This window comes from Paraburkholderia sediminicola, assembly GCF_046026675.1.
Taxonomy (GTDB): domain Bacteria; phylum Pseudomonadota; class Gammaproteobacteria; order Burkholderiales; family Burkholderiaceae; genus Paraburkholderia; species Paraburkholderia sediminicola_F.
Genome location: NZ_JAQQEY010000001.1, coordinates 1,772,218 through 1,797,904 on the forward strand (window position 1 = coordinate 1,772,218; position 25,687 = coordinate 1,797,904).

20 protein-coding genes and 2 tRNA genes are annotated in these 25,687 nt (G+C 62.5%); 6 read left to right on the forward strand and 16 right to left on the reverse strand.

Annotated features, from left to right (window positions below; translation table 11 throughout):
* Positions 1-98 precede the first annotated feature (98 nt).
* The 4 genes from PQQ86_RS07640 to PQQ86_RS07655 all read right to left on the reverse strand — a co-directional run bounded on the left by PQQ86_RS07640 (position 99) and on the right by PQQ86_RS07655 (position 1,993).
* Entirely contained in the window at positions 99-848 is a 750-nt protein-coding gene (locus PQQ86_RS07640; protein WP_408265621.1) for a tyrosine-type recombinase/integrase, read from the reverse strand.
* Complete coding sequence (locus PQQ86_RS07645; protein ID WP_408265622.1) at positions 796-1,386, reverse strand: tyrosine-type recombinase/integrase; 591 nt, start codon at positions 1,384-1,386, stop codon at positions 796-798. Before PQQ86_RS07645 ends, PQQ86_RS07640 begins: the two co-directional genes overlap by 53 nt.
* 183 nt (positions 1,387-1,569) lie before the next feature.
* Positions 1,570-1,656, reverse strand: a tRNA-Leu gene (locus tag PQQ86_RS07650).
* 250 nt (positions 1,657-1,906) lie between these two features.
* Positions 1,907-1,993, reverse strand: a tRNA-Leu gene (locus tag PQQ86_RS07655).
* A 304-nt stretch (positions 1,994-2,297) separates the two neighbouring features.
* On the opposite strand from PQQ86_RS07655, the gene rnr reads away from it, so the two are divergent.
* Positions 2,298-4,814: a ribonuclease R gene (rnr, locus tag PQQ86_RS07660; RefSeq protein WP_408265623.1), complete on the forward strand. Its 2,517-nt coding sequence runs from the start codon at positions 2,298-2,300 to the stop codon at positions 4,812-4,814.
* Positions 4,815-4,998: 184 nt separating this feature from the next.
* Positions 4,999-5,742 carry a 23S rRNA (guanosine(2251)-2'-O)-methyltransferase RlmB gene (rlmB, locus tag PQQ86_RS07665; RefSeq protein ID WP_408265624.1) on the forward strand — a complete coding sequence of 248 codons (744 nt, stop codon included), beginning with the start codon at positions 4,999-5,001 and terminating at the stop codon, positions 5,740-5,742.
* 54 nt (positions 5,743-5,796) lie between these two features.
* On the opposite strand, the gene PQQ86_RS07670 is transcribed toward rlmB, so the two are convergent.
* A complete protein-coding gene (locus PQQ86_RS07670; protein ID WP_408265625.1) occupies positions 5,797-7,035 on the reverse strand; it encodes a glycosyltransferase family 4 protein in 1,239 nt (412 codons plus the stop codon).
* Positions 7,036-7,328: 293 nt separating this feature from the next.
* Between PQQ86_RS07670 and rpiA the strand changes: the two genes are divergently transcribed.
* Entirely contained in the window at positions 7,329-8,024 is a 696-nt protein-coding gene (rpiA, locus tag PQQ86_RS07675) for a ribose-5-phosphate isomerase RpiA (protein WP_408265626.1), read from the forward strand.
* 77 nt (positions 8,025-8,101) lie between these two features.
* Here the strand turns inward: rpiA and PQQ86_RS07680 are convergent, their stop codons facing one another.
* Positions 8,102-9,385: a glycosyltransferase family 4 protein gene (locus tag PQQ86_RS07680; protein WP_408265627.1), complete on the reverse strand. Its 1,284-nt coding sequence runs from the start codon at positions 9,383-9,385 to the stop codon at positions 8,102-8,104.
* 175 nt (positions 9,386-9,560) lie between these two features.
* Between PQQ86_RS07680 and PQQ86_RS07685 the strand changes: the two genes are divergently transcribed.
* The 3 genes from PQQ86_RS07685 (at position 9,561) to PQQ86_RS07695 (ending at position 11,722) form a co-directional block, all read left to right on the forward strand.
* Positions 9,561-10,778, forward strand: a complete 1,218-nt coding sequence (locus PQQ86_RS07685; RefSeq protein WP_408265628.1) for a glycosyltransferase family 4 protein — start codon at positions 9,561-9,563, stop codon at positions 10,776-10,778.
* Between the two features lie 225 nt (positions 10,779-11,003).
* Positions 11,004-11,303, forward strand: a complete 300-nt coding sequence (locus PQQ86_RS07690; protein WP_408265629.1) for a type II toxin-antitoxin system HigB family toxin — start codon at positions 11,004-11,006, stop codon at positions 11,301-11,303.
* Entirely contained in the window at positions 11,300-11,722 is a 423-nt protein-coding gene (locus PQQ86_RS07695; protein WP_408265630.1) for a helix-turn-helix domain-containing protein, read from the forward strand. The genes PQQ86_RS07690 and PQQ86_RS07695 overlap by 4 nt, the downstream gene beginning before the upstream one ends.
* Positions 11,723-11,820: 98 nt before the next feature.
* Here PQQ86_RS07695 and PQQ86_RS07700 read toward each other — a convergent pair whose 3' ends face one another.
* The 10 genes from PQQ86_RS07700 to PQQ86_RS07745 form a co-directional block, all read right to left on the reverse strand.
* A complete protein-coding gene (locus PQQ86_RS07700) occupies positions 11,821-14,208 on the reverse strand; it encodes a polysaccharide biosynthesis tyrosine autokinase (protein ID WP_408265631.1) in 2,388 nt (795 codons plus the stop codon).
* A 23-nt stretch (positions 14,209-14,231) separates the two neighbouring features.
* Positions 14,232-15,428 carry a polysaccharide biosynthesis/export family protein gene (locus tag PQQ86_RS07705; RefSeq protein WP_408265632.1) on the reverse strand — a complete coding sequence of 399 codons (1,197 nt, stop codon included), beginning with the start codon at positions 15,426-15,428 and terminating at the stop codon, positions 14,232-14,234.
* A 34-nt stretch (positions 15,429-15,462) separates the two neighbouring features.
* Positions 15,463-16,416 (reverse strand): glycosyltransferase family 2 protein, encoded by a 954-nt coding sequence (locus PQQ86_RS07710; protein WP_408265633.1) that lies wholly within the window; start codon positions 16,414-16,416, stop codon positions 15,463-15,465.
* Positions 16,417-16,418: 2 nt separating this feature from the next.
* Complete coding sequence (locus PQQ86_RS07715; RefSeq protein ID WP_408265634.1) at positions 16,419-17,804, reverse strand: undecaprenyl-phosphate glucose phosphotransferase; 1,386 nt, start codon at positions 17,802-17,804, stop codon at positions 16,419-16,421.
* Between the two features lie 45 nt (positions 17,805-17,849).
* Positions 17,850-18,584, reverse strand: coding sequence for a Crp/Fnr family transcriptional regulator (locus PQQ86_RS07720; protein ID WP_097392256.1), 735 nt, complete (start codon positions 18,582-18,584; stop codon positions 17,850-17,852).
* 630 nt (positions 18,585-19,214) lie between these two features.
* Positions 19,215-21,839, reverse strand: a complete 2,625-nt coding sequence (locus PQQ86_RS07725) for a glycosyl hydrolase 2 galactose-binding domain-containing protein (RefSeq protein ID WP_408265635.1) — start codon at positions 21,837-21,839, stop codon at positions 19,215-19,217.
* A 30-nt stretch (positions 21,840-21,869) separates the two neighbouring features.
* Positions 21,870-22,931, reverse strand: a complete 1,062-nt coding sequence (locus PQQ86_RS07730) for a DUF1839 family protein (protein ID WP_408265636.1) — start codon at positions 22,929-22,931, stop codon at positions 21,870-21,872.
* Entirely contained in the window at positions 22,928-23,992 is a 1,065-nt protein-coding gene (locus PQQ86_RS07735; protein WP_408265637.1) for an amino acid--[acyl-carrier-protein] ligase, read from the reverse strand. The genes PQQ86_RS07730 and PQQ86_RS07735 overlap by 4 nt, the downstream gene beginning before the upstream one ends.
* 1 nt (position 23,993) lies before the next feature.
* Entirely contained in the window at positions 23,994-25,292 is a 1,299-nt protein-coding gene (locus PQQ86_RS07740; RefSeq protein WP_408265638.1) for an acyl-CoA dehydrogenase family protein, read from the reverse strand.
* On the reverse strand, positions 25,289-25,540 hold the full coding sequence (locus PQQ86_RS07745; RefSeq protein WP_097392261.1) for an acyl carrier protein: 252 nt from the start codon (positions 25,538-25,540) through the stop codon (positions 25,289-25,291). The genes PQQ86_RS07740 and PQQ86_RS07745 overlap by 4 nt, the downstream gene beginning before the upstream one ends.
* Positions 25,541-25,687: the final 147 nt, after the last annotated feature.

Sequence of the window (25,687 nt, forward strand, 5' to 3'; positions counted from 1 at the left end):
GGATGAATATCGAATCTCAAAACATGATGCGGCATGGGCCGCAGGCGGACGGCCGCGAACAACATCAAATTAGCGATTCGATCATCTTTGTCCGGCCTCTAGGGCCGAACTGCAGCGCTTTTACTCTGCTTGGTTGACTTGGAGCGTAGAGGAGTGCCCGGTGTTCTCGAATAGACATTGACCCGAGCCGCAAATTGCGCCGTCAATTTCGGAGTAATCCCTGTCGTTTTTAAAGCGTCCAGATAGTCGGCATACCATTGCATCATCGCGATTCGTTGAGCCAGGTACTTGGCTTGATTGTAGTCACCCGCTGTACCTTCTTCGATGTGAGCGAGCTGCATTTCGACGTGGTCCTTTTCCCAGCCATGTTCACGCAGCAAGGTGCTCGCGGTGTGTCGTGTGCCATGACCGACCATACGGCCCTTGTATCCGATCCTTGCAAATACACCGTTGATAGTGTTCTCGCTGATGACATCGTTCTTCCAGCCAATGCCGGGGTAGAGATATCTTTGCTTACCGGTTTGCTTGTACAGTTCCCGCAGTTGTGCCACGAGTTGCGCCGGAAGAGAAATGACGATGTCTCGGCGCATCTTCATCTTTTCTCTAGAAATTTTCCACAGGGCGGAGTCGAAATCAATTTCTGTCCATTCGGCAAAACGGACCATGCCAGGGCGGCTTGCCGTCCAGATAGTCATCCATGCGGCAGTGCGTTGTATGAACCGGCTCGTTGATCGGTCGAGAGCCTTTAGAAAATCGGGAAGTTCAGGTTCAAGCAGATACGGATAGGGCTTGGCCTTAGGCGCTTCCTTGGCAATGACTTTCAGTTCTGACGCAGGGTGTTTTCGCATTTGCCTCGGCAATGGCCTGGCTGAAGATCTCGCGTAACCATCCGCGTACCTTTTTCGATACGTTCAGTGCGTTGCGCTTTTCAATCCGCTCCTGAACCCGCGTGCAGTCGGCGCGAGTGATGTCCTTTAAGCGCTTCAGCCCAAGCTCAGGAAGAATGTCCTTGTCAAGATAGGTCCGGAATTTGTCTAGTGTCGCAGCCGATCGGCCGGTTTCCTGTTTGTGCCGGTACCAAGTCTCGGCCGCCGTCTTGAATGTGTCGTCCTCGACAGCCTGGTCGGATTGCTGAACCTTGGGATTGATGCCGCTAGCGAGCTGGAGCTGGGCCTTTGCTCTCAACTCGCGTGCCCTTGCCAGTGAGATTTTCGGGAACATACCGAATGAAATGCGCGGCTGCTGCTTCTTGCCGAAGCTGTACCGAAAGTGCCAACTCTTGGTACCGTTCTTCGCAACGAAGAGAAACAGCCCGTCGCCGTCCCGAAGGGTATAGTCGCGGCTTGATGGCTTGGCTGACTCAACCTGCTTGATTGTCAGTGGCATGACCGTCACCTAGTACATTGGAGGAACTCGAACTTTCAATGTACTGGCTAATGTACTACTTTGCTGCTGGTTTTAGGTAATCTTCGGTGGAACTGGATGGAGGCTCAGAAAAGAAAAAAGCCCGCAGTGGCGGGCTTTTCCGGGGGGTCAGAGGACTTTGATGGAAGTCTCTGGAAGCTTAAATGGTGCCCAGGAGAGGACTCGAACCTCCACGGTGTTGCCACCGCTAGGACCTGAACCTAGTGCGTCTACCAATTCCGCCACCTGGGCACGTCTTCAAGCTAGACCAATATTTTAGCGTGATGATGCAGCGTGTCAATCCCTACATGCAAACTAACCATCGCTTCATCGACCGCCCGGTTGTGCCATGCAGCGAAGCAAAACTTCACTGCATGATTGCCGCGAGTCAACCGTCCTGCCAACCACATGATCCGATCGAAAATCCGGAATCGGACCAAATAGCCTCACACAAAAAGTAAAGCCGCCTATGTGAAACATCAGGCGGCTTTACTTTTGAATCTGGTGCCCAAGAGAGGACTCGAACCTCCACAGTGTTGCCACCGCTAGGACCTGAACCTAGTGCGTCTACCAATTTCGCCACCTGGGCAGGTGATGAACAGCAAAGAACGCCATTATAGCGACAGATTCGGGGCTGTCAAGCGTTTCTCAAAAGTCGCTTAAACATCGCTGCAGCGAGGCTGCATGCGCCTCACAGCGACTATTGACGGGCCGCGTGGCGCGCAAGACGGGTGTTAGAATGCCTCGCAGTAGTTCGTTGGCACGGTGCACACGCCCGTCGGACTCAGACTTGAACGAGCCGGACCCGAGCAGTCATTCCAGTGCAATCGCAAGTGCAACTTAAGCGCAACCCAAGCGCCTCTTAAGCCCAGCCACATCGCCGACCGACGTCCATGCAACGAGAAAAAATCATCGACAAGCCCTTGAGCAAATTCCCGTATCCGATCCCGAGCCGCGAAGAAATCCTGGGCGTCCTGCGCACGAGTGAAGCGCCGCTTGCCGCGAACGACATCGCCGAAGCCCTGTCGATCAAGCGCCAGGAGCGCGAAGGATTTTTCAAGCGCTTAGGCGCCATGGAGCGCGACGGCCAGATCCGGCTCGATCAGCGCAATCTCTATCAACTGACCCATCCGTCGAACTTCGTCGCGGGCCGTGTGCAGGGCCATCGTGACGGCTACGGTTTTCTCATTCGCGACGACGGTCAGGACGATCTATTCCTGCCCACCGGCGAAATGCAGAAGGTCATGCACAACGATCGCGTGCTCGCGCGCATTGTCGGCTATGACCGTCGTGGCAGGCCGGAAGGGCATGTCGTCGAAGTCACGGACCGCGCCAACAAGCGCGTGATCGGCCGTCTGCTCAACGAGAACGGCGCGCTGATCGTCGCGCCTGAAGACAAGCGCATCGGCCATGACATCCTGATCGCGCAAAACACCAAGAAGGCCAAGGTCGGCCAGGTGGTGGTGGTCGAGCTCACCGATTTCCCGAGCCGTCACTCGCAGCCGCTCGGCCGCGTGGTGGAAGTGCTCGGCGATATCGACGACCCCGGCATGGAAATCGAAATCGCGGTGCGCAAGTACGGCGTGCCGCACGAATTCAGCCAGTCCGCGCTCGACGAAGCCGCGAGGCTGCCCGACGAAGTCCGGCCGGTCGACGCGCGTCATCGCATCGATCTGCGCGACGTCCCGCTCGTCACGATCGACGGTGAAGATGCCCGCGACTTCGACGACGCCGTCTATTGCGAGCCGGTCCAGGTCGGCCGTGGCGAAGGCTTCCGCCTGATCGTCGCGATCGCGGACGTCTCGCATTACGTGCATCCGAAGAGCGGTCTCGACGCCGACGCGCTGGAACGCAGCACCTCGGTGTACTTCCCGCGCCGCGTGATTCCGATGCTGCCGGAGAAGCTGTCGAACGGTTTGTGCTCGCTGAACCCGAACGTCGACCGTTGCGTGCTGGTGTGCGACATGATCGTCACCGCGCGCGGCGAAGTGAAGGCGTATCAGTTCTATCCCGGCGTGATCAATTCCGCCGCGCGCCTGACTTACACCGAAGTCGCCGCGGTGCTGAAGAACACCAAGGGCCCGGAAGCCGCACGCCGCGCCGCCTTGCTGCCGCAACTGCAGAATCTGTACGGTGTTTACAAGTCGCTGTTCGCCGCGCGCCAGAAACGCGGTGCGATCGACTTCGATACGACCGAGACGTACATCGTCTGCAATGCGCAGGGCAAGATTGAACAGATCATTCCGCGTACCCGCAACGACGCACACAAGCTGATCGAGGAATGCATGCTGGCCGCGAACGTCTGCGCGGCCGATTTCCTCAAGCGCAACAAGCACCCGGGTCTGTTCCGCGTGCACGCCGGGCCGACCGCCGAGAAGCTCGAGAATCTGCGCACCTTCCTGCGCGGCATGGGCCTCTCGCTCGCCGGCGGCGACAAGCCGCACGCCAGTGATTACGCCGCGCTGATGGCGCAGATCCGCGAGCGGCCGGACGCGCAGATGTTGCAGACCATGCTGCTGCGCTCGATGCAACAGGCTGTCTATAGTCCGGACAACATCGGCCACTTCGGTCTCGCGTACGAGGCGTATGCGCACTTCACGAGCCCGATTCGCCGCTATCCCGACCTGCTTACGCATCGCGCGATCTACGCGATTTTGCAAGGGCGCAAGTATCAGCCGGAGCCGCCGCAAGGCGTCGAGTTGAACACGGCGCTGTCGCCGCGCGCCCGCGCGATGCAGCAGGCCGACGAGGAAAAACACGGCGCTCGCAACAAGTCGAAAGACGTGGCGATCTGGGAAGAACTCGGTCTGCATTGCTCGGCGAACGAACGCCGCGCAGATGAAGCATCGCGCGACGTGGAAGCCTGGCTCAAGTGCTACTTCATGCGCGACAAGCTCGGCGAAGAGTACGGCGGCATGGTGAACGGCGTGACGTCGTTCGGCATTTTCGTGCAACTCGACTCGCTCTTTATCGAAGGCCTCGTGCACGTCACCGAACTGGGCTCGGATTACTTCCAGTACGACGAGATCAAGAACGAGTTGCGCGGCGAGCGTACCGGTATTCGTTATCGCCTGTCGGATCGGGTGCGGGTGCAGGTGAGCCGCGTCGATCTCGATGCGCGCAAGATCGACTTCCGCCTCGTGCGCGATACGCCGATCAAGCCGCCGGCGAATCGTCCGGCTCTCGCCGACAAGGCATCCGGCGAAAGCGGCGGCGCACGCGTGCGTTCGTTGCCGCCGGTGGATAACGGTGCAGGCGGCGCGGCAGCGCCGGGCGGTCGGCGCAAGAAGGCTGCGCCGGCGCAAACCGCGGCTGTCAAGGAAGCGCGCGCGGCACGCGGTGCAGCGAAGAAACACGGCGGCGCGCCGGCCAAGTCGGCCTCGAAACCGCAGGCTCGCAAGAAGCGCTGAAGTCGTTTGACGGCTTGAACCGCGCGCATCGGGTACGTTGAAACGTACCGGTTGCGCGCGGTCTTCGTTTCATCGCAATCAAGCCAGGTAGCGAGACAGGCTACTCAAGTAACACAGTAAGCAAGCTCGTATTCATCACAGCAGCGCGCGTTTCAAGGCGCGTTCAATCAAAGGTTTCTCAGTCATGTCACGTCTCAAGGTTCTATACGGTTTCCACGCAGTGACCGCACGTCTGCGGCACGACGCGTCGACGGTCGAAGAGGTTTATTACGACGCCACGCGCAAAGACCGTCGCATGACCGAGTTCCTGCACACGGCGAAAGAAGCCGGCGCGCGTCTGATCGCCGCCGACGAAACGCGTCTGTGGGGTCTCGCGCATACCGAGCGTCACCAGGGCGTGGTCGCGCGTGCGACCGACATGCCGCTCGCGCAGAATCTGGCCGAACTGCTCGACGGCATCAACGGTTCGCCGTTGATTCTGGTGCTGGACGGCGTGACCGATCCGCACAATCTCGGCGCCTGCCTGCGCGTGGCCGATGCAGCCGGCGCGCACGCGGTGATCGTGCCGCGTGACCGCGCGGTGGGTTTGAACGCGACGGCCGCGAAGGTGGCGAGCGGCGCAGCCGACACCGTGCCGTACATCACCGTCACGAATCTGGCGCGCGCGCTGCGTGAGTTGAAGGATGCGGGCGTGTGGGTGGTCGGTACCGCCGAAGAGGCAACCAAGAGCCTCTATGAGACCGAACTCGACGGTCCGGTCGCGCTGGTGATGGGCGCCGAAGGCGAGGGCATGCGGCGCCTCACGCGCGAAACCTGCGACATGATCATGCAGATTCCGATGGCGGGTACGGTCGAAAGCCTGAACGTTTCCGTGGCGAGTGGCGTGTGTCTGTTCGAAGCGGTACGTCAGCGCTCGGTAAAGAAGTAAAGCGGAAGTAAAGCGGAAGTAAAGCGGAAGTAGGGCGCTGAATCCCTCGACCCGTCAGCGCGCCGTGTGGGCGATCGCGAGCGTCATCTGCTTCAGATAGCCGTCGAGCGAGAAGTCGCGCTGCGCATCGGTGAACGCCTGGTCGGCGAGACGCTGGGCAAACTCCGGCGCGGCGCGCAGCGTTTCAACCGCATCGACGAAGCCTTGCACGTCGCCGGGTTTTACGAGCCAGCCATTCTTGCGATGCCGCAGGATTTCGGTGACGCCGCCCGCTGATGCCGCGACGACGGGCCTCGCGGCCGCCATGCCTTCGATGATCACGCGCCCGAACGGTTCGGGTTCCGTCGACGTATGCAGGATCACATCCATCGCTTTCATCCACGTCGGCATATCGTCACGGAAGCCGGCGAAATGGACGCGATCCTCTATGCCGAGCTGCTCGGCCTGGCGATGCAGGCTCTGCGCATAGGCGTCTTCGCCGAACAGCGCAGCGCCGACGAGCACAAGGTGTACGTCAGGCATGCGCGCCAGCGCGGCGAGTGCAATGTGCTGTCCTTTCCACGGCGCGAGACGCCCAAACAACCCGGCGAGCCAGGCCTTCTCCGGGAGACCGAGGCGACGGCGCAGCATGGCCATGTCGCTGGCGTCGATTCGACTGAATTCACTGGCATCGATGCCGTTGTGGACGACCGGCACCGCGTCGGCGGAGAGACCGGTGAGTGCAATCAGCGAATTCGCCGACGCCCGTGAATTGGCGACCACATGATCGACTGCATGCCGCACGAGCCACTTCACAATAAACAGTTGCACGTGCCCGAAGTGTTCGCGCGACATGATGTCGTGCAAATGCCAGATCACGCGTTTGCGATGCAGCGGTTTGCCGAGCGCGCCGAGCACGAGTGCCTTCTGCGTGTTGAGAAACAGCACGTCGAATTGCTTGGCCTGCTCGGCGATCGCGCGCACCTGCCGCCAGATTCCGGGCAGGGCGCGCAGCCAGTTGAGCTGCATCGCGTCGCGGTTGATGCCCGAGACGCGCGCCTCGTTGATCACCTGCACGCGTACGCCCAACGCTTCGAGCCGTCCGCGAAACGGGCCTTCGGAAAGCAGCACGACCTTGCCGCGCGCGGTACATGCAGACGCGAGCGGTAGCAACGAAAATTCGGCGCCGCCGAGCTGACCGCTCTGGTCGACGAATAGCACCGAGGGCGCTTCCGGGATTTCCTGCGTGGCTGTCTCCGTGTGCGCCGGTTGGGCGAGCGGAAAGTGACTGGTGAGTTCGGGGGCGTTCATCATCGGGCGTGTAGGATAGCGAAATGAGTTTTATGGTGCGGTCAACAAGGTGCGACCGGTGTGGCCTCATTATTCGCGGACTGTCACATGTTCAGTGTGGCCGTGCGTACGCACTGTGACTGACATGACCCTTACACTGGCTTGCTGGCCGTGGGCCGTTTGACAGGTTCCGGGGTCGTGAACGCGGACCGCTCAACGGGAACGCGGCGGTTTTTTCAGCGAATCCGCCCGATAAATCCAGCCTGGCGGCGCCACTCCGGTAAACTTGTGGTTTTTACAGCTCGCCTGCATTCCCCATGACCCAAGACGAACTCAAGCAACTGGTCGGCCAGGCCGCCGCCGACTATGTGAACGCCAACGTGCCGGAAGGCTCAGTGATCGGCGTCGGCACCGGCTCCACCGCGAACTGTTTCATCGACGCGCTGGCGGCCAGCAAGACCCGCTATCGCGGCGCCGTGTCGAGCTCGCTTGCCACCACCGCGCGTTTGCAATCGCACGGTTTCAAGGTGCTCGACCTGAACGAAATCGATTCGCTGCCGGTGTATGTGGACGGCGCCGACGAGATCGACCACAGCGGCGCGATGATCAAGGGCGGCGGCGGCGCGCTGACGCGCGAGAAAATCGTCGCGTCGGTGTCTGACGTATTCGTCTGCATCGCCGATGCGAGCAAGCTGGTCGACACGCTCGGCAACTTCCCGCTGCCGATCGAAGTCGTGCCGATGGCGCGTACGGCAATCGGCCGTCGCGTGACGGCGCTCGGCGGCGTGCCGGTGGTGCGCGTGACCAAGGAAGGTGTGCCGTTCATTACCGATAACGGCAACGAGATCCTCGACGTCAAGGGTCTGCGCATCAGCGACCCGCGCACGCTGGAAATGCACATCAATGCATGGCCGGGTGTGGTGACGGTAGGCCTGTTCGCGGGCCGCGGCGCGAATCTGTGCATGCTCGGCACGGATACGGGCGTCGAGACGATCGAATACAGCAAGAGCTGATCAGCGCCCTAAAGCAGCCGGACGCGAGCCCGCTTTAGCGGGCTCGCTCTGCTGCATTGGCGAAGTTCCGAGCCGCATCAGCGCGCGGCGTGCCCAATCGCCTGCATCATCCGCTGCAAATACTGATCCACTGAAAACTCGGTTTGCGCATCGGCAAGCGCCTGATCCGCGAGGCGCTGCGCCATGACCGGATCGTCGCGCAATGCGCCGATCGCATCGGCCAGCGCGGCCACGTCCCCCGGTTTCACGAGCCAGCCATTGCGACGATGCCGCACGATCTCGGTCACGCCGCCCGCAGCCGCTGCGATCACAGGGCGCGCAGCCGCCATACCTTCGACGATCACACGCCCGAACGGCTCCGGCTCGGTCGAGGTGTGCAAGATCGCATCCATCGCTTTCATCCACGCGGGCACATCGTCCTGAAAGCCCGCGAAATGCACGCGATCCGCGACGCCCAGTGCCTCGGCCTGCTCGTGCAGGCGTTGCGCGTACGCGTCCTCGCCGAATAGCGGTGCACCGACCAGCACCAGGTGCACGCCGGGCAGCCGCGCCATTGCCTCGAGCGCAATGTGCTGACCTTTCCACCGCGCGAGACGGCCGAACAGACCAGCAAGCCACGCGTGCTCGGGCAAACCCAGTCGCCGGCGCAGCGCGGCCATGTCGCTGCCGTCGATGCGTTTGAACGCGTCGGCGTCGATCCCGTTGTAGATGACCGGCACCGAGTCGGCCGCGATACCCGTCAGCGTAATCAGCGAGCGCTTCGAAGCCTGCGAATTCGCCACCACGTGGTCAACCGCGAAGCGCACCAGCCACTTGATGACGCTTAACTGCACGCGTCCGAAATGTTCGCGCGTGAGGATGTCGTGCTGATACCAGATCACCGGTTTGCGATGCAGCGGTTTGCCGAGCGCGCCGAGCACGAGTGCTTTTTGTGTGTTGAGAAACAGCACGTCGAAGGTTCGCGCGCGCGCCGCGATTGCGCGGACCTGGCGCAGGATGCCGGGCACAACGCGCAGACAGTTCAACCCTGACGCTTGCCGGGCGATGCCCGACACGCGCGCGTCGTTTAACACTTGCACGCGTGCGCCGAGTGTTTCAAGGCGCGCGCGAAATGGGCCGTCGGAGAGCAGCACGACTTCGCCGCGCGCGGTGCAACTGCCGGCCAGTTGCAGGAGCGCGAATTCAGCGCCGCCGAGTTGGCCGCTCTGGTCGACGAATAGCACGCTCGGCATGGTCGGCGAGAGCGTTGCCGGGCTTGCCGCCGATATCGACGATGCAGGCGCGGCAGACGGATCGATCAGAGCCGGCTGAACCAGCGGCAAGGAATGGGCGACGGGCGTAGCGTTGATCGTCGGGCGCATAAAGTGCAAGGTCTGGCGAAGTGATTGGACTCGCGTTCGCAAGAGGCGAATAGAGAGTCTTCATTATTCGCGGACTGTCGCGCGTCGAATGTGGGCATACGCACGCACGGCAAATGATGCGGCTCTTACACTCGTTGCTATGGCCATGGGTCGTTAATCAATAGGCGGGGAGATCATGAAAGTGGCGATCGTGCACGACTGGCTCGTCGCACCCGGCGGCGCTGAGAAAGTGCTCGAACAGATCATCGAGTGCTTTCCCGATGCCGATCTCTTCAGCCTCGTCGATTTCCTCGAAGACCGCAGGCCGGTAGGCGGCAAACCTGTCACCACGTCGTTCATTCAGGGGCTACCGTTTGCGCGGCGTCACTATCGCGCGTATCTGCCGTTGATGCCGCTCGCGATCGAGCAGTTCGATCTCTCGGGTTACGACCTCGTCATCACGAGTTCCTATGCGGTCGCCAAGGGTGTGCTGGTCGGCCCTGATCAGACGCACGTGAGCTACGTGCATTCGCCGATGCGCTATGCGTGGGATCTGCAGCACCAGTATTTGCGCGAAGCGAAGCTGACGCGCGGGCCGAAGTCATGGCTCGTGCGTGCGTTGCTTCACTATCTGCGCGGCTGGGATTCGCACTCGGCGAACAGCGTCGATCGTCTGATCGCGAATTCGCAATTCGTCGCACGGCGCGTGATGAAAACTTACCGGCGCGATGCCGCGGTGATTCCGCCGCCCGTCGACGTGCACAAGTTCGAACTGTGCACGCAAAAGGAAGACTTCTATCTGACCGCCTCGCGGATGGTGCCGTACAAACGCATTGATCTGATCGTCGAAACCTTCAACGCAACACCGCACCGCAAGCTGATCGTGATCGGCGACGGGCCGGAGATGGCGGCGATTCGCGCCAAGGCCGGTCCGAATGTGACGATCCTCGGCTATCAGCCCTTCAAGGTTCTCAAGGATCATCTGCAACGCGCGCGCGCCTTCGTGTTCGCCGCCGAGGAAGATTTCGGCATCGTCGCGCTCGAAGCGCAGGCGTGCGGCACGCCGGTCATTGCCTTCGGCAAGGGTGGGGCGCTCGAAACGGTGGTGCCGATCGGCGAGGCGCGTCCTACCGGCGTGTATTTCGCACGCCAAACGGTCGTGTCGATGCTCGACGCGATCGACCGCTTCGAGCGGCAGAGTGAACAGATCACGCCGGCGGCGTGCCGCGCGAATGCTGAACGGTTTTCCGCAGCGGTTTTCCGGCGCGCCTTCATGGCCGAAGTGACGCGCACGATCGCGGCATCGGGTTGGCGTTTGCGGGTGGCGGCACAAGAGCGCGTCGAACCCGATCTGGCTACCGAAGATCTCGCCTGGCCCGGCGAGCGCGTGCAAGGAAGCAGTTGGGGGCGTTGACGCGGACGCGCTCGCGTGCAGGCCGTGAAGCGCGACAGATTATCTCTTTATTCGCATATTGCGAAGTTCGCAGTATGCGAATAAAATGACTTCGTCGTACCGTAGCAAGCCATAGCCGGCTGTTCGGCCTGTGCCGTCCGGCTGACTATCGGTGTCGATCCCGTCCCTTTCGCCTCGCAGGTAGAGCGTGCTTGTTCAGTACGCGTGTACATGCGAGGAAATACGATGCGGATCATTTCAAAGAAGGCGTTGCTGGACTTCATAAAAAGCCATCCGGAGGCGCGCAGTGCGTTGTTGACGTGGTACTCACTGGCGCAGGCTTGTCTCGCGTATGGCTATAACGACCTGAAGCAGACGTTCGCGGGCGTGGACTACGTGCCGCCGCAATACACCGTTTTCGATGTAGGCGGCAACCGGTTCAGGATCATCGCGGCGATTCACTACAACAGGCAGTCGTTGTTCGTTCGTCACGTATTGACGCATACGGAGTACGACCTTTGGACGAGGAAGAATCTAAACTCATGAATGCCGATCGCCTTCCGGGAGCCTTTCCCGACATCGCTCAAACCTGGGCTGCCCTGCAGTCCCAGTTGCCGATCACGCCCATTCGCAACGAGCAGGACTATCAGAAGATGGTGCGGCTCGCCAACGCGCTCGCCGATCATCTGAACGGTAACGAGGAGGATCCGCTGGCCGATCTGTTCGCGATCGTCACCGACCTGATCGAAAGCTGGGAAGTGAACAACGTGACGATCCCGAAAGCGGAGCCGCGCGAGGTCTTGCGGCATCTGCTGGAAACGCACGGGCTCAAGCAAAAGGACCTGATTGGTATCGCATCGCCCACCGTGGTGAGCGATATTCTCGCGGGCCGGCGCGCCATCAGCAAAAAGGTGGCGAAGGCGCTGGCCGTGCGTTTTCATACCGACGTTAGCGCGTTTCTGTAAACGAACGCGGCGCACAGGTCGCCAGCCGTGCGCCAATAAAAAAGGGCTGTGCCTCGATCAGGCACAGCCCCTTTTCTTTGTACCGCCTTTAATCCGATCTATCGTGATTTATGAGTATCGAGCGGATCGCCGGCGGAGTAGGTGTACGCATACGCGTAGTCGTACGTGCCGCTCCTGTTGTGGCTCTTGAGCGGCACCGCATTCATCACGCCGCCCACCACCCGGGCCCGCGCGCGCCGCAGTTTCTTCAGCGCTTCGGCCACGTGGCCCTCTGTGTGAGCGCCGGAGCGCATGACCAGCACCGTCGACCCGGCGATATGCGCAATCACCGCCGCATCGGCCACCGCCAGCAGTGGCGGCGTATCGACGATCACCAGATCAAACTGTTGCTCGAAGCGCGCGAGGATTTCGCCGAAGCGCAACGACGTCAGAATCTCGGATGGATTCGGCGGATAAGCGCCCGTCGCGATGAAGTGCAAGCCATCTACGCCCGTGGCGCGAGCCGCGACTTCAAGATCGACCTGACCCGTCAGCAGTTCGGTCAGGCCACCATTGGGCGAGCGGCCGAGATACTGCGCAAGGCGGCCGCGCCGCAGATCGGCGTCGATCAGCAGCACGCGTTTGCCCGATTCCGCAATCAGTGCTGCCAGATTCGCGCATAGAAAGCTTTTGCCGTCCGAGGGCGCCGGGCTTGTTATCGCCACGATGCGATTGGGCGCGTCGATCAAGCCGAATTCCAGCGTGGCGCGTAATCCGCGCAGGCTCTCCACCGTTGAGTCGTACGGGTGGGTCTTCACCAGTAGAGGCCGCATCGGTGCCTTGCCCGCCGCAACGACGGTTTGCTTGCCGACTTGAACCCTGTCCTGGCGACCCGCCGCCGAGCGGGACCGAAGCATTCGCGTCATGCCCGACGAATGGGCCGACACTTCGGTCGGCGTCGACTTTGGACTGGGCAGGGCCGCGGCGCGCGCGGCACTCAACTGCCGGTCGCTACGCGCCTGTTCCGGGCTGAAGGCGATCGAGCCGAAGATCGGCAACTGGAAGCGCCGCTCGACGAACTCGGGGTCGGCCACGCCGGTAAAGAACGTGCGGCGGCAGAACGCGAACAGGATGCCGGCGATGACGCCGAGTACCGTGCCGGCAGAAATGATCAACGCCGACTTCGGCCGCACCGGCGATGACGGGAGCAACGCCTCATCGATGATATGCACGTTGCCGATCGTTCCGGCACGCGAAATCGATAGCTCCTGGGTTTTGTTCAGCAAGGCCACGTAGATTTCCTCGGCGACCTTCGCATCGCGCTGCAAGGCGAGGGCGTTTCGCTCGGAACTCGGCAGCGTGGTGAAGTGATCTTCGAAACGCGCTTTTTCCCGCGTCATTGCCGCTATTTGCGAGTCGATCTGCAGTACTTCCGGGCTCTCTCCGGTGAAGCGTTGCAGCAATTGCGCACGCATGATACGCAGCGACGCAATCTGCTTTTCGTAATCCAGACCACCGGCCAGGTAGACCCCGGCTTCCTGGGTCGGCTGGAACGAACCGACTCGCGACTGGTATTCCGAAAGCGCGGTTTCCGCCTTTTTCACTTCGTCGCGCAGATGCGGCAGTTCGCTGTTCAGGAAGCTCAGCATGCGGCTCGCTTCTTCCTGTGCGCGGTCGGTGCGCTGCTTCAGATACGACGCGGCTACCGCATTGGTGATCGCCGTGATCGCGTGCGGATCGGTGCCCATGTATGACAGTTGCACCACGCCGGTTTCACGGCCTTTCTCGCTGACTTGCAGACCGGAAGAGAGTCCCGCCACGGCGTCCAGCTGGTTGAAGCGCGTGACGTAGAACTCGGTGCCCGGACGCGCCACCAGTGTCTTGACGAGCAGCGTAACGCCGTTGCCGCTGGCTTCCTCGCCGGCCACGCCGGTCAGGATCTGTTGACCGAACGCGTCGGTCAGTTCATAGCGGCCGTTGTCGAGCGCGCGCAGCGTCAGTTGCGCTCCTTCGAGCGACTTCGGCACCGCGATCGAACTGACCGCGAATTGCTCGCCGCCCCACGCATACGAAGTCATGCCGAACGCCGCGCCAAGCGGATGGCCCGGACGCGCGAAGAACGACGAGATCTTGCCGAGTACCGCCATGGTCTTTGGCGCCGCACTGAAGTTCAGCTTGAACTGCTCGACCACCGGCTCCACGACCGCGCGGCTCTTGATGATTTCGATTTCCGCGTCGGTGTGCATGGGGCCCACAGACGGCATGAGCGATAGCGCAACCTGACTCGGCGTGCCGTTACCGGTCTGCGCTTCGACCTGAAGCAGCGCGTCGGCGGAATAGATCGGCGTAGCAAGCTTGCTATAGACCACTGCGGCCAGGATGATGCAGCCTGCGATGCCGATCACCCACCAGATCTGATCGAAGACGGTGCGCAACAGGTCGCGCAGTACTGCGTCCTCGTCGCCGCCTGGCGCCGGCCCTTGGTCCAGCATGTCATACGTACTCATAGTGATACTCCGTCGCGAGCGTTTTATCTGGACAACTGCACCGTGTAGAACAAGGTCTGCAGGGTCGGCGTGATCTGTTCGAGTGCGCGGTTAAAGCGTGCTGCATTCGAGACCTGCACGTACACCACATCCTTCGGTTGTAATTCGAACTTGGTCATCAGCATCAAGGCGTCGACCTGCGTCATGTCGAGCTGATAGACATCGGGCGTGAGCGTCTTGTCGGCGCCGCGCACCACGTACACAAAGCGGGGATCGCCGGTTCTGACGTCGAGGCTGCCGGCGCCGGTGAGTGCGTCGGCGAGCGTCAGGCGGCCGCGGTTCATCGGCAGCGAGGTCGGCTTGTTCACTTCGCCGAGTACGAAGACGCGGCTGTTCGAGCGGTCCGGCACGTCGATGATGTCGCCGTCTTTCAGCAGTACGTTCTGTTGCGGATCGCCGGTTTCGAGCAGCGCGGCGACATCGATCGTGTAGCGTTTGCCGTCGCGGGTCACGCCGACGTTCTGCAGATCTGCGTCGGGCAGCGCGCCGCCCGCGCGATTGATCGCATCGAGCACGGTCAGCGGCGCATCGGTAATCGCTTCGGAGGAGGGGGTGCGAAGATTGCCTGTCACCTGTACAGACTGGCTGTTAAAGCCCGACACGCGCACGTCGAGCTGAGGATTGCGAATCGTCCTCGAGAGTCCCTTCGTCAGCGCCTCCTGGACCTGCTGCGCGCTCATGCCGAGCACCTTGATGCGGCCCACACGCGGGAAAAAGATCGTGCCGTTATTGGCGACGCGCACGGTCAGTCCGCCTTCGCCGCCGCCTGTCAGCGTCGGCGCGATCGGTGTCGCGCCTTGCGTCTGCGTGGGGCCAGGCGACGGCGTCGGGCCGCTGCTGGAGGAGGGGAGCGGGGGCACACTCACGCCCGCGCCGCCACCGGTCAGTTCCGGGTGATCCCAGACGATGATGTTCAACTGGTCGCCGACGCCGAGCCGGTAGTCGTAAGCGCTGCGCGTCTTCGCCGTCAGGCACGACAACGGGCAGACGGCCGGTACGGCAGCCGCGCGTTGCTGGCGAAAATAGCCGACGTCGATCGTGTGCACCGGAAACTTCTCGGCGGTTTGCTCGGGCGGTGCGGGCTGCTCCAGCCGTTTGGTGTCCAGATAGGGGCCCGGCGCCAGTGAACAGGCGCATAGCGTTGTGGCCGCGAGCCCTGCGGCAATTGTTTTGATAGTCATTTTGGTCCCTCGCGTGAAGCCGCGCACTGATCGATCAGCGCACCGCCTCCTGCCATGCCCCGCGCATTGCGCGTAAACCCACTCTCCATTTGCGAAGCGCGAGTGCCACGCCGCCGCGCTCGAATGCCAACGACAATGCGCGCAGGAACCCCGGGTCCGCACGATTGCCGATCAGCGTCGAGTAAACGACGAACGCCCATCGGCCGGGTGGCGTCAGGTATTCGCACATGATGAGTCGGAGATTGAATGACGCGTTATAGAAAGCGGCGTCGTTAAATGTGAAGCGCTGGTCTTCGTCGCCGCGCTGGGCTGGGAAGTGATCCACCAGTAGTGACGGGTCGTAGATCAAGGTCCAGCCGCGCCGTTTTACGTCGAGGCTGAAGCCCATTTCGCAATGCACCTGCGCGCCGGTGCCGCGCAAGCGTCCATCAAAACGCACGGTGCCGACCGCCTCGCGGCGAAACGCCATGTTGACACCCTTGAGCACCTGCACTTCGCGTGCGGCGCCATGGCCAATATGATGATTCCCGATGGTCCGGCCATACCAGCGCACGAGGCCCACGCACGGCTTCTGCCCCTGCAGGATGCCATTGCGTTCATGCACGATGTCGCGTCCGCCCAGACCGCCGAGTGCCGGATCGTTCCCGAACGCGCGGGCAATCCGCGCGATCCAGTCGGAGTGCGGCGCGGCGTCGTCGTCGGTAAAGCACAGCACGTCGCCGCTGGCGCTGTCGATGCCGAGGTTATAGGCCGCGACCACGCCGGGCTTGTGCACCAGCACGATCCAGCGGCGCGAGTCGGGCCGGTTCGTTTCGCGCGTGCGCAGCCAGTCGAGTGTCGCGTAATCGTCGTGGCGGGCGATCACGATCACTTCGTCGGCGCGGCGCTCCTGCGCATCGAGTGCCGCGAGGCAGCGCGCGAGATCGGCGGTGCGCCGGTACGTCGGCACGATCACGGAGACTTTCAGGGACGGTTTCCGGAGTGGCATGATCAGAATGCGTTGCGGCCGACGAAGCCCTTGAAAATCGTGATGAACACGATTTTCATGTCGAACCAGAACGACCAGTTATGGATGTAGAAGAGATCAAACTTCACACGCGTCTCCATCTTTTCGACCTTGGTGGTGGCGCCACGATACCCATTTACCTGCGCCCAGCCGGTGATGCCCGGTTTGATCCGATAGCGGTTCATATAGCCGTACACCTGATCCTTGTATAGATCGTCGTGTTCGACTGCATGGGGACGCGGGCCGACCACCGACATCTGGCCAAGCAGTACGTTCAGGAATTGCGGCAGTTCATCGAGACTGGTGCGGCGCATGAAGCCGCCGAGTTTCGTGATGCGCGCGTCGTTGCGCGCGGCCTGCGTGACCTGGCCGTGCGCTTCGTGGTGCACCGTCATCGAACGGAACTTGTAGATCGCGAACGGCTGGCCATCCACGCCTTTACGGGTCTGGCGGAAGAACACCGGCCCGGGCGAACTCAGCTTGATACCGATCGCGAGCGCGATGAACACGGGCGCGAGCGCGAGCAGCGCGGCCGCCGCGAACAGGCGGTCGAAGATCAGCTTGGGCCACATCTGCGGCGACGAGATGGGCGTGGCGCTCAGATTCAGCGTCGGTAAACCGACGACATCGACCAGCGCGTGGTTGAACAGCGAGAGGCTGCGTACATCGGGCATGAAGCGCAGATTCACGAAGTCATGTCTGAAGATACGCGTGAAGCGATAGATCGTATGTTCTTCCGAAAGCGGCAACGCGAGCCACACTTCGTTCACGTGCTCGTCGCGCACCTTGGCGGCGAACGCATTCAGATCGGTCAGCACCGGCAGGCGATTGAGGCGCGCACCGTACGTGCCGGCCGCTTCGATGCTGGTGTCGAAGACGCAGACCGGCCTGAAGCCGGCTTGCGGCGCATGGTCGAGATGCGCGAGCAAGGTGCGTGAGAAACCGGGCGCACCGACGATCGCGACCGTGCGGAAGTTCATGCCGCGCCGGCGCACGCTGCGCAAGGCCACATGCACGAGGCACTTGGTGAGAATGATCAGGGCGCCGGAGATCAACGTCGAGTAGGCGAACCACAGCCGCGAAACGGCATCCATGCGGTGCAGCGTGAACGCCAGCACAAGCGCAGTGGCGACCACCACCAGCCACGCGGCGGCGACTCTCAACAGCATCGAAGGCAGCGCCTTGCCGCGCCACGTTTCATAGACGCCGAAGCCGGGAAACATCAACAGCACGAGCACGCAGTTGAAGGCAATCAGGAGGCGCTCGGTGTCCGACAACGCAATCGGCGTTGAAAAACGCATCCCGTGAGCGAGCAGCCCGCCCGCAATCACAAAGAGTGCGTCGAGACATCGCGCAGTATTCCTGAACATGATGATCTACCCCGTAATCGAACGATGCAGCCTTCGGTTGACTGCTTACTCGACGGTTTCAGCCTGACGCAGACGCGGCAGCAGGCGGTCGAATTCGCGCTTGACGAGGCCATAGCATTCGCAGGCACGCGCTTCGAGACCTTTGCGGTCGAGTATCCTGATGTGGCCGCGGCTGTGATGAATCAGGCCTTCGTCGTGCAACTTGCCGGCCGCTTCCGTGATGCCTTCGCGGCGCACGCCGAGCATGTCGGCGATCAGTTGCTGGGTGACCGTCAGATCGTTCGATGCCACGCGGTCCACTTCGATCAGCAGCCAGCGGCACAGTTGCTTGTTCAACGCGTGGTGGCGATTGCAGGCGGCAGTCTGTGCGACCTGCGTGAGGAGGGCGTGCATGTACAGCAGCATCAGGCGGCGCAGGAAGTCGGAGCGTGCGAATTGCTGCTTGAGCGCCTGTGCGCTCATCCGGTAGGCGAAGCCGGCGCATTGCACCTGCACGCGGTTCGGCATGGTTTCGCCGCCCGTGAGCACCGGCACGCCGGTCATGCCTTCGCGGCCGACCGCGGCGATTTCGACCGAACTGCCGTCTTCCATCGTCGAGAGCATCGAGATGATCGCAGTGGTCGGGAAGTAGACGTGATGGATCCGTTGACCTGAGTCGCACAGCAGCTGCTCGGTGCGCAGATGAACCAGTTCGAGATGAGGGGCAAGTGCTTGCCATTCGTGGGACGGCAATGCGCCGAGCAAATGGTTGCCGTGCAGATCTGATTGAAGTGTCAACATGATCGGTCCTCGCTGAAGCCGCGCGCAGCGCGACCTCTTGTTTTTGATCCGATGCCTGCATCCATGAATGAACGACGTGCTGCCTGGCGAGCAGCGAGGGATGAACAGGAACGGCCCCGTATTGGCCTGATGCGCCACCGCCGTTCTTGTAGATCTCGTCACGGCGACGCGGTGTTGCGCTTTCTCTTTAGCGAGGAGCGTGCCAACCCGAGGGAAAACGAGTGCTGGTGCGGCGCAGCGAAGAAACCCTGAGCAGCACGGGAAGCCAAAAGTGGCTTTTTGTTTCAATTCTGTACAACGCCTGCTTAACGCGCGACCCCGCTGAGGGGTATTTTTATTCGAGTCAAGTCCTTGATAGGATTGGGTTAGCGGTTGATGAGCATCTCTTTGCCGGTGCTGTCTCACGGATGAATCAGCCTTTGTGTGTGCGTTATCGAGGGCCGTCCGGGTTGTGCCGGATTTGATTCAGATGTGTTCCATGCGTTGCGTACGGTGGCGTACGCAACGCCTTTTTTGGAGACTGAAACGTCGCAAAAAAACCAACAGTGATTCCGCAGACCAGACAGGTGGATTCGCGCAGCGCGAGGTTCTGCGCGCCTTGCGAAGGGATAGCTAGTTCAGGGGCGACATTCATCCGTAGAGGATGGCGGATATCGCATTGATCGCGCGGATTTCGCCTGCGGGCGCCACACATGTTGCATCAGCTTTAAACACCGCGTTAGATGCGTGCGCAACGAGTTTCTCAACGGCGATGAGCGGCACGACGCAGGGGCGGTTCGGCGGCAGATGGAACCAGTCTTGGGCGGCGCGGTAATGCGTGTCAATGATATGAACGAAGCGTGCAAAGCGCTTCGCTTCGATAATCAACTGCCAGCCGTCGGCGCTACGCTCGGCGCGCACTGTCAGACCAAGGTCGTGTCGTTCGCGAGCGCGCCGCTCCGGCAGATGAACCGCTTCTGACACGATCTTGCCGCTCGCCGGATCGCGCAGTGTCGCAATCGTGACGTCGTGGGCGCGCGGCCCGAAGCGGTATGCGTGCGTGAAATCGAAGAACTGGCCGAGGTGCGCGGCCGCGCCGATACGCTGCGTGCTGTGCGGCGCCAGCTCGACCGCGTGGCTGGCCGACGCGACCTTGACGCTGCCGTCGCGCAGGCAGACCAGATCCAGCTGAGCGTGCAACGGCTCGGCACGTTCGTTCAGCAGATGAATATCGAGGCCGTTGAGGCCTTCGTCGGTCATGACCAGCTGGATGGGTTGCAGTGTCCGCGCGAGGCCGTGCAGGGCGCTTTTAGGCCGTCCTGTGGCGTCGATCAAGCCCCAGCCCGCGCCGGGGCGCAGATCCTGAAGCTGCCAGACCAGCGCGCCGCCGCAGGTCGAGCCGGCGCGCCGCCATTCGGCGAACACGTCGCTCATCAGGTCGGCGACCACCGCGCGCGACAGATCCAGGTAGCGCTCAGGGTCTTCGTACCGCAACTGCGCCGGCGCGACGCCGTAGAGCGTCTGAAGATAATGGTCGCGCACGTCGTCGAAGTCCCAGCCGGCGCCGGGGTCGCGCGGCACGGCCGCTTTCCAGCGCGGATCGTGCAGATGGATCGTACCGAGCGCGTCGTGCAAGGTGGCGTCGTCCGGCACGTTGGCGAAGGCGAGGCATTCGGCGGCGAAGCGGACCTGCGCGCGGCGCACGTCGTCGAGCGGGCGTTGATAGGCGCCCACGCCGTAGTAGTGCGTGACGCCCTCGTTAGTCGAAAACGGCCACGCGCCACCGGAGGGTGAGTTGCTCACATACGGTACATCCGGGCGCTCGCGCGTGGCGATGGCGGGCAGCTGTTCGGTAAAAAGTGGTTGCGCGCGCATCGAATCGGGCAGGCCGAACATGGCCGCCTGCTGGTCGACTTCGCTGCCGCCGCACAACACTGCGAGCGATGCGAAGCGCCTTGTGCGGGTCAGAAATTGTGTCGCTTCGTGCTCGATGGAAGCCCTGAAGGCGGCATCGTTCGGGTAGTCGAAATTCGCCAGCGCGAAGTCTTGCCAGATGAGCAGGCCGTATTCGTCAGCCAGTGCGTAGAACGCGTCGGACTCGTACACCATCGTGCCGCCTACCCGCAGCATGTTCATGCCGGCATCGCGAGCGAGCGTGAAAGTGTGGCGCAGTTGTGCCTCGGTGCCGCTCAGCGTGACGAGATCCGCGCTGGTCCAGCAGGCGCCACGGCAGAACACCGGCGCGCCATTTACGCGCAATGCGAAGCCCGTACCGTCCGCACCGCGATCCACTTCGATGCTGCGAAAGCCGACGCATCCCAATGAGCGGGATATCGCGCGTTCGTCATCAAGCTGCAACGTCAGAGGATATAGAGTGGGCTCGCCGTGCGTGTGGGGCCACCAGCGTTCGGCATGCGGTACACGCACGCTGCCGGTCAGTGTATATGCATCACTCCATTGCAAAGACGAAACACAACCGCCGCAATTTAACGTTGCGGTGCAGGCGTCGACGTCATGCGGATGCACGAAATGTAGCGTAAGCGAAACAACGCCGTCGTCGTCTTCGAGGCGGCTTGTCAGATCAATTGAGTCGAATGCGTGCGGCGCGTCGCTCAACATTTCAATCGGCCGCCATGGGCCGACTGCCTGCACCGATGGACACCATCCGGGCATATGGCCTAACAGAGTAGTGCGCACGTTGCGCAAGGTGGACGGCGTGACGAGCCGCGGCCGCCAGCGCGCGCGCGTGCGTTTGGCCGCCAGAGCCGGAGTCAGCGAGCGAAAGCACAGCGCGAGTGTCGCGCTGCCGTGCAGTTCGATGTCGAGATCGTGCGCGACGAACATCGAATCCGACTCGAGGCGCCTGATGCCGTCGAGCCAGACTTCGGCGAGCGTGGCGAGGCCGTGCAGGCGCAAGCGGCGTTTGCCTGTGCCTGTCAGCGTGAACCGGTACCAGTGATCATCGAAGGCAAGCGGCGGCGGATTCGCGGCGTCCAGCAGGCCCGCGGCACGGCGCGCGCTCGCTACCGTGCCGGGTACCTGCGCGGCAAGCCAGCCCTGCGCGGGCAGGTCGGCAGGGGAGGCGCATGCGCCGGCCGGCGTGCTGACACACTGCCACCCTGTGTCGAGTGGCTGTGGCCAGAGGTCCTGGGGTGGAGCAACCGCCGTGATAGCGCCGGCAGCGTCATCAACGTCGGCCGCCTCCGGCGTCTCAGCAAAGGTCACCGGACGCGAGCCGTCAGCATCCGGTGCCAGGTCATTCGTCAGAACATCCACGGCGATTTCCTGAAGCTCGAAACGAGCTCGTTACAGCACAAGCGCGGCGAGTGGCGGCAGCGTCTTTTCATAGGCGCTTTCGAGGACGTCGAAGCAGTCTTCACACGAATCGCGGCGTCCGCGCGTGATCGCCCGCACGAGCCTGAACTGCATCACCATCGACTCCGACGCGATACGCTGCGCCGCTTCCGGGATCGACGCCGGCATGTCGAAACCTTGTGCGGAGAGCCACAACAGATACTTCGAGAGAAATTCGAAGTTCGCGCCGAGCTGCCGCATCAGGTTGAACGAGTAGGGGTGAAAGAACGCCTCGCCGCGTTCGAGCAGCGTATCGAGATGCGCGGGAAACGCGGCGCGCCACTGCGAAATCGGATTGATCAGCGGCCGCCGGTTCAGATGCGCGCACAACAATTCCGCCGAGGCTTCGGCGAGCGCGGTGCCTTCCAGCGCCGGCCGCGCCTGCTTGGCGAATTCAACATACGGAAACAGCAGATCCGGCTGCTGCGCGAATTGCGGCAGCTTGCGGAACACGCCGTCGTAGTCTTCACCGTCGAGCAAGTGATAGCCAGTGTTGTGGAAATAGCCGAGGCGGCGCGCCGGGGGATCGATGAAGTCGATCCCCACCGTGGTTTTCGGATGCTCGCGCCGATACGACGTGGCGCGCGTATTCGGCAGGTAATAGCCGTCCACTTCCACCAGCACGGTATGGCCGCGCAAAGTCTGCGCGAGCACGCGGGCTTCGAGCGAGTCGTAGATCGCCAGTTCCTGCACCTGGGTGCCGTACAGCCGCTCGAGGTCTTCGAGTGGGAATTTGAAGAAGGTGAACTGATCGCCTTCGAAGTCCTGCGTGACGGTAAAGCCGAACGCCGCGCGGGGATCGAGCCCGAAGCCGTGCAGCAGTTCGATCCACAGATCGACGTAGCAGTTGGTCTCCTGCCAGACGCGCTCGCCTTGATGCAGCGCGTGCGGTGCATGCTGGCGCAGCGGCGTGGCAGGCGCGACCACGCCGCCCTGAGCCGGCAGGTCGAGCCGGCGGGACAGCGGGAAGGCGGATTGCACGCCCTTCGGCAAGGGGATCATGGATGGATTCATGCGCTGTCTCCGGCATCCTGCGCAGCCACTATGGACGCCGCTTGCATGGACTGTATGCCCTGCGCCACGCGCGCCTCGGTGTCACCCCACAGCAGCGCGCGCACGTCGTCCGGCCATGCGTTGACGTCGAGCCCGTGGTGACGGAATAGCGCCAGCGTAATGCGCTCCATGCCGAAACCCACACAACCCGTGTGCGCCACCGCGCCGTCTTCGCATGCAATCTTCCAGATCGCGCCGAAGTGCTCCATGTGATAGTTGAACGAGAGGCACGCCGTTTTGCCGCGCGGGTCGGCCACCGGAATCAGCAGCTCGAACTTGAGCGCCTGGGCACGCTGGCTATCGGCGACGATCTTGCCGCCGCGGCCGAAGAACGGATCGTTGGCGAGGTCGACTTCCACTGGCAGTTGCAGCAGTGTAATCAGCAGCGAGCCGCGTTCGACCCACATCTGCCGGAACGCCATCACCTGTTCGGCGCTGCCGAGGCGCACGTATTCGCGCTGCCGGAACATCTGCATGCGGCCCGGATCGAGCGAAGGTTCGTGGCGGAAGCAATACGACAGCACGTCGATCGTGCGGCCGTCTGCGGGCAGCGGGCCGCGCCTCGCCATCACCGGATAGATCGGATAGCAGGCGGCCGGCGTCAGCACGACGCGGGTCGGCTTCTGCTGTGCCATCCATTCTTCGCTGCGATCGTCGTCGCTTTCGGTCATCGCGTCGTCGAGTGCGCGCAACAGGCGCTGGTGGCCCATGTCGTTGCCGCAGAACGAGTGGATCGTGCCGGCGAGGTTCGGAAAGCTCTTCAGGTATTCGCTGTCTTCGAAGTCGGTGCGGCGCATGGCGGGCGGAAAGCGCAGCACTTCCGGCTGCTGGTCCGCGCCGAGATGCGTGATCGCCACATTCAGACGGTCCACCACGTCTTCGAAAACCTGGCTGCGGCCATACAGGCCGTTTTCGCCGGTATCGATCAGCAGGCCGGCGGCCAGCAGTTCGTCGCGGAAAGTCGGCGCCGTGGATTCCGGAGCGGCAGTGGCCAGCGCGGCGGTATCGGTCATCGTGTTCATGTCAGGCTCTCCCCGGGGCGGCAGGACGTTGCGCAAGCAAGAGGCTCGCCGTGTTCTGCGCAATACGGTCGTTATTGATCATCAACGGCGCGGAGTAGAGGTCGCGCAGGTGGCGTCCGACGCTGTATTCCGTGCCGTTCTTGTAGCCCGCCATGCCGCAGATCATCAGCACTTCCTGCACGACTTGCAGTGCGGTGGTCGAGATGCTGGTTTTCAGCGTATTCATGTCGGAAGCGAAGCCGAGCATCGCCGAGAGCGGTGCGTCAGCCTGGCAGCCGCCGTGTTTCGCGTGGTGGGCGGTGCGCGCTGCTTCGAGCGCGACCGACAGGCGCGCCTGCATCATCTGCAGCAGGCCGACCGCTTCGGCGAGACGCAGGCCGGCCGGCGGAATCGAGCCGGGTTTCGAGCGGGCCTGCGCGCGAAAGAAGGCTTTCGCGCGATTCACCGCGTCGCTGGCGACGCCCGTCCATACCGAGGCCCACAGCGTGTGCGACACCGGCAGCATGGTCTGATCGGCGATATCGGCGAACGGCGTCGGCAGGATCTGCTCGGCGAGCCCTGTGGCGACGAGCCGGAAGCCCTCGCTGCAGGTGCCGCGCATACCCATCGAATCCCAGCCACCGCGCTTTTCCAGCAGCGTTTCTTCACGCAATGCCACGATCAGCACCTGGTCGGCCGCGGCCGACTCGGCGGTGCGCCGCGCGGTGACCAGAATGCCGTCGGCGTGCGCGCCGTACGAGATCGTCGGCGCGAGCTTTTCGATGCGAAAGCGCTGCTGGCCGGGCTCTCCGTCGAGCTCGACCGAGCAGGCGCTGGTGCGCATGTTGCCGCCGATGGTTTCTTCGGAGGTCGCCGAAGCCAGCAGCCATTGGTGTTCAACCAGCTGCGCGAGCAACTGCCGGTGCCATGCCGACTCGCTGCCATACGCCTCGATGCAGGCCACCTGGATCTGGTGCATCGCGTACACCATCGCAGTGGAAGCACAGCCTTGCGCGAGCGTTTCGCAGATCGCAGCGATATCCGCGAGCGAGAGCCCTGCGCCGCCGAAGGTGGCCGGCACCATCGCCGACAACAACCGTTCGCGCTTGAGCGCCTCGAAAGCTTCGTGGGGAAAGCGCGCTTCGCGGTCCACCGAATCGGCGAACTGTGCGGCCACGGCGGCGCAGCGCTGCGCCGCGGCGCGCCAGCCCGGTTCGGTTTCCACCGCACTCAGCACGACGCTTGCGCCGGCGGGTTGTGCCGCAGCGGGGTCGGCGAGCGGCGTCGCCACCGCGGCGGTGTCCAGCAGCGGGGCATTCATGCTGCCGCCTTCGCCTGTTGCAACTCGGCGACCGCGGCGGCCATCGAATCGATGCTGGAGAACAGCCGGCGGGTCAGCATGCGGTCGGGAATCTCGATGCCGAATTCGTCTTCGATGGCCAGCATCAGATGCACCGTCGCGAGCGAGGACAAGCCCGCTGCGTACAAATCGGCGTCGTCGGCTAGCGTATCGGGCGAAACGTCAAGACGTGCCGATTCGGAAAGGATGCGTCGCAATGCGCTTTTCATAGTGATGTGCCCCCTTGGTGGGTCGAAATAGTTCTTAACTGTCGCTTGACTCTGTCGCTTAACTCGTACTCGAAGGGTGAAAGGCCCGTCGTTCTCCGTCTTGCTGATGTGTCGCGCCGGCATGGTGGCCTTCCCCTCGCGACGGAT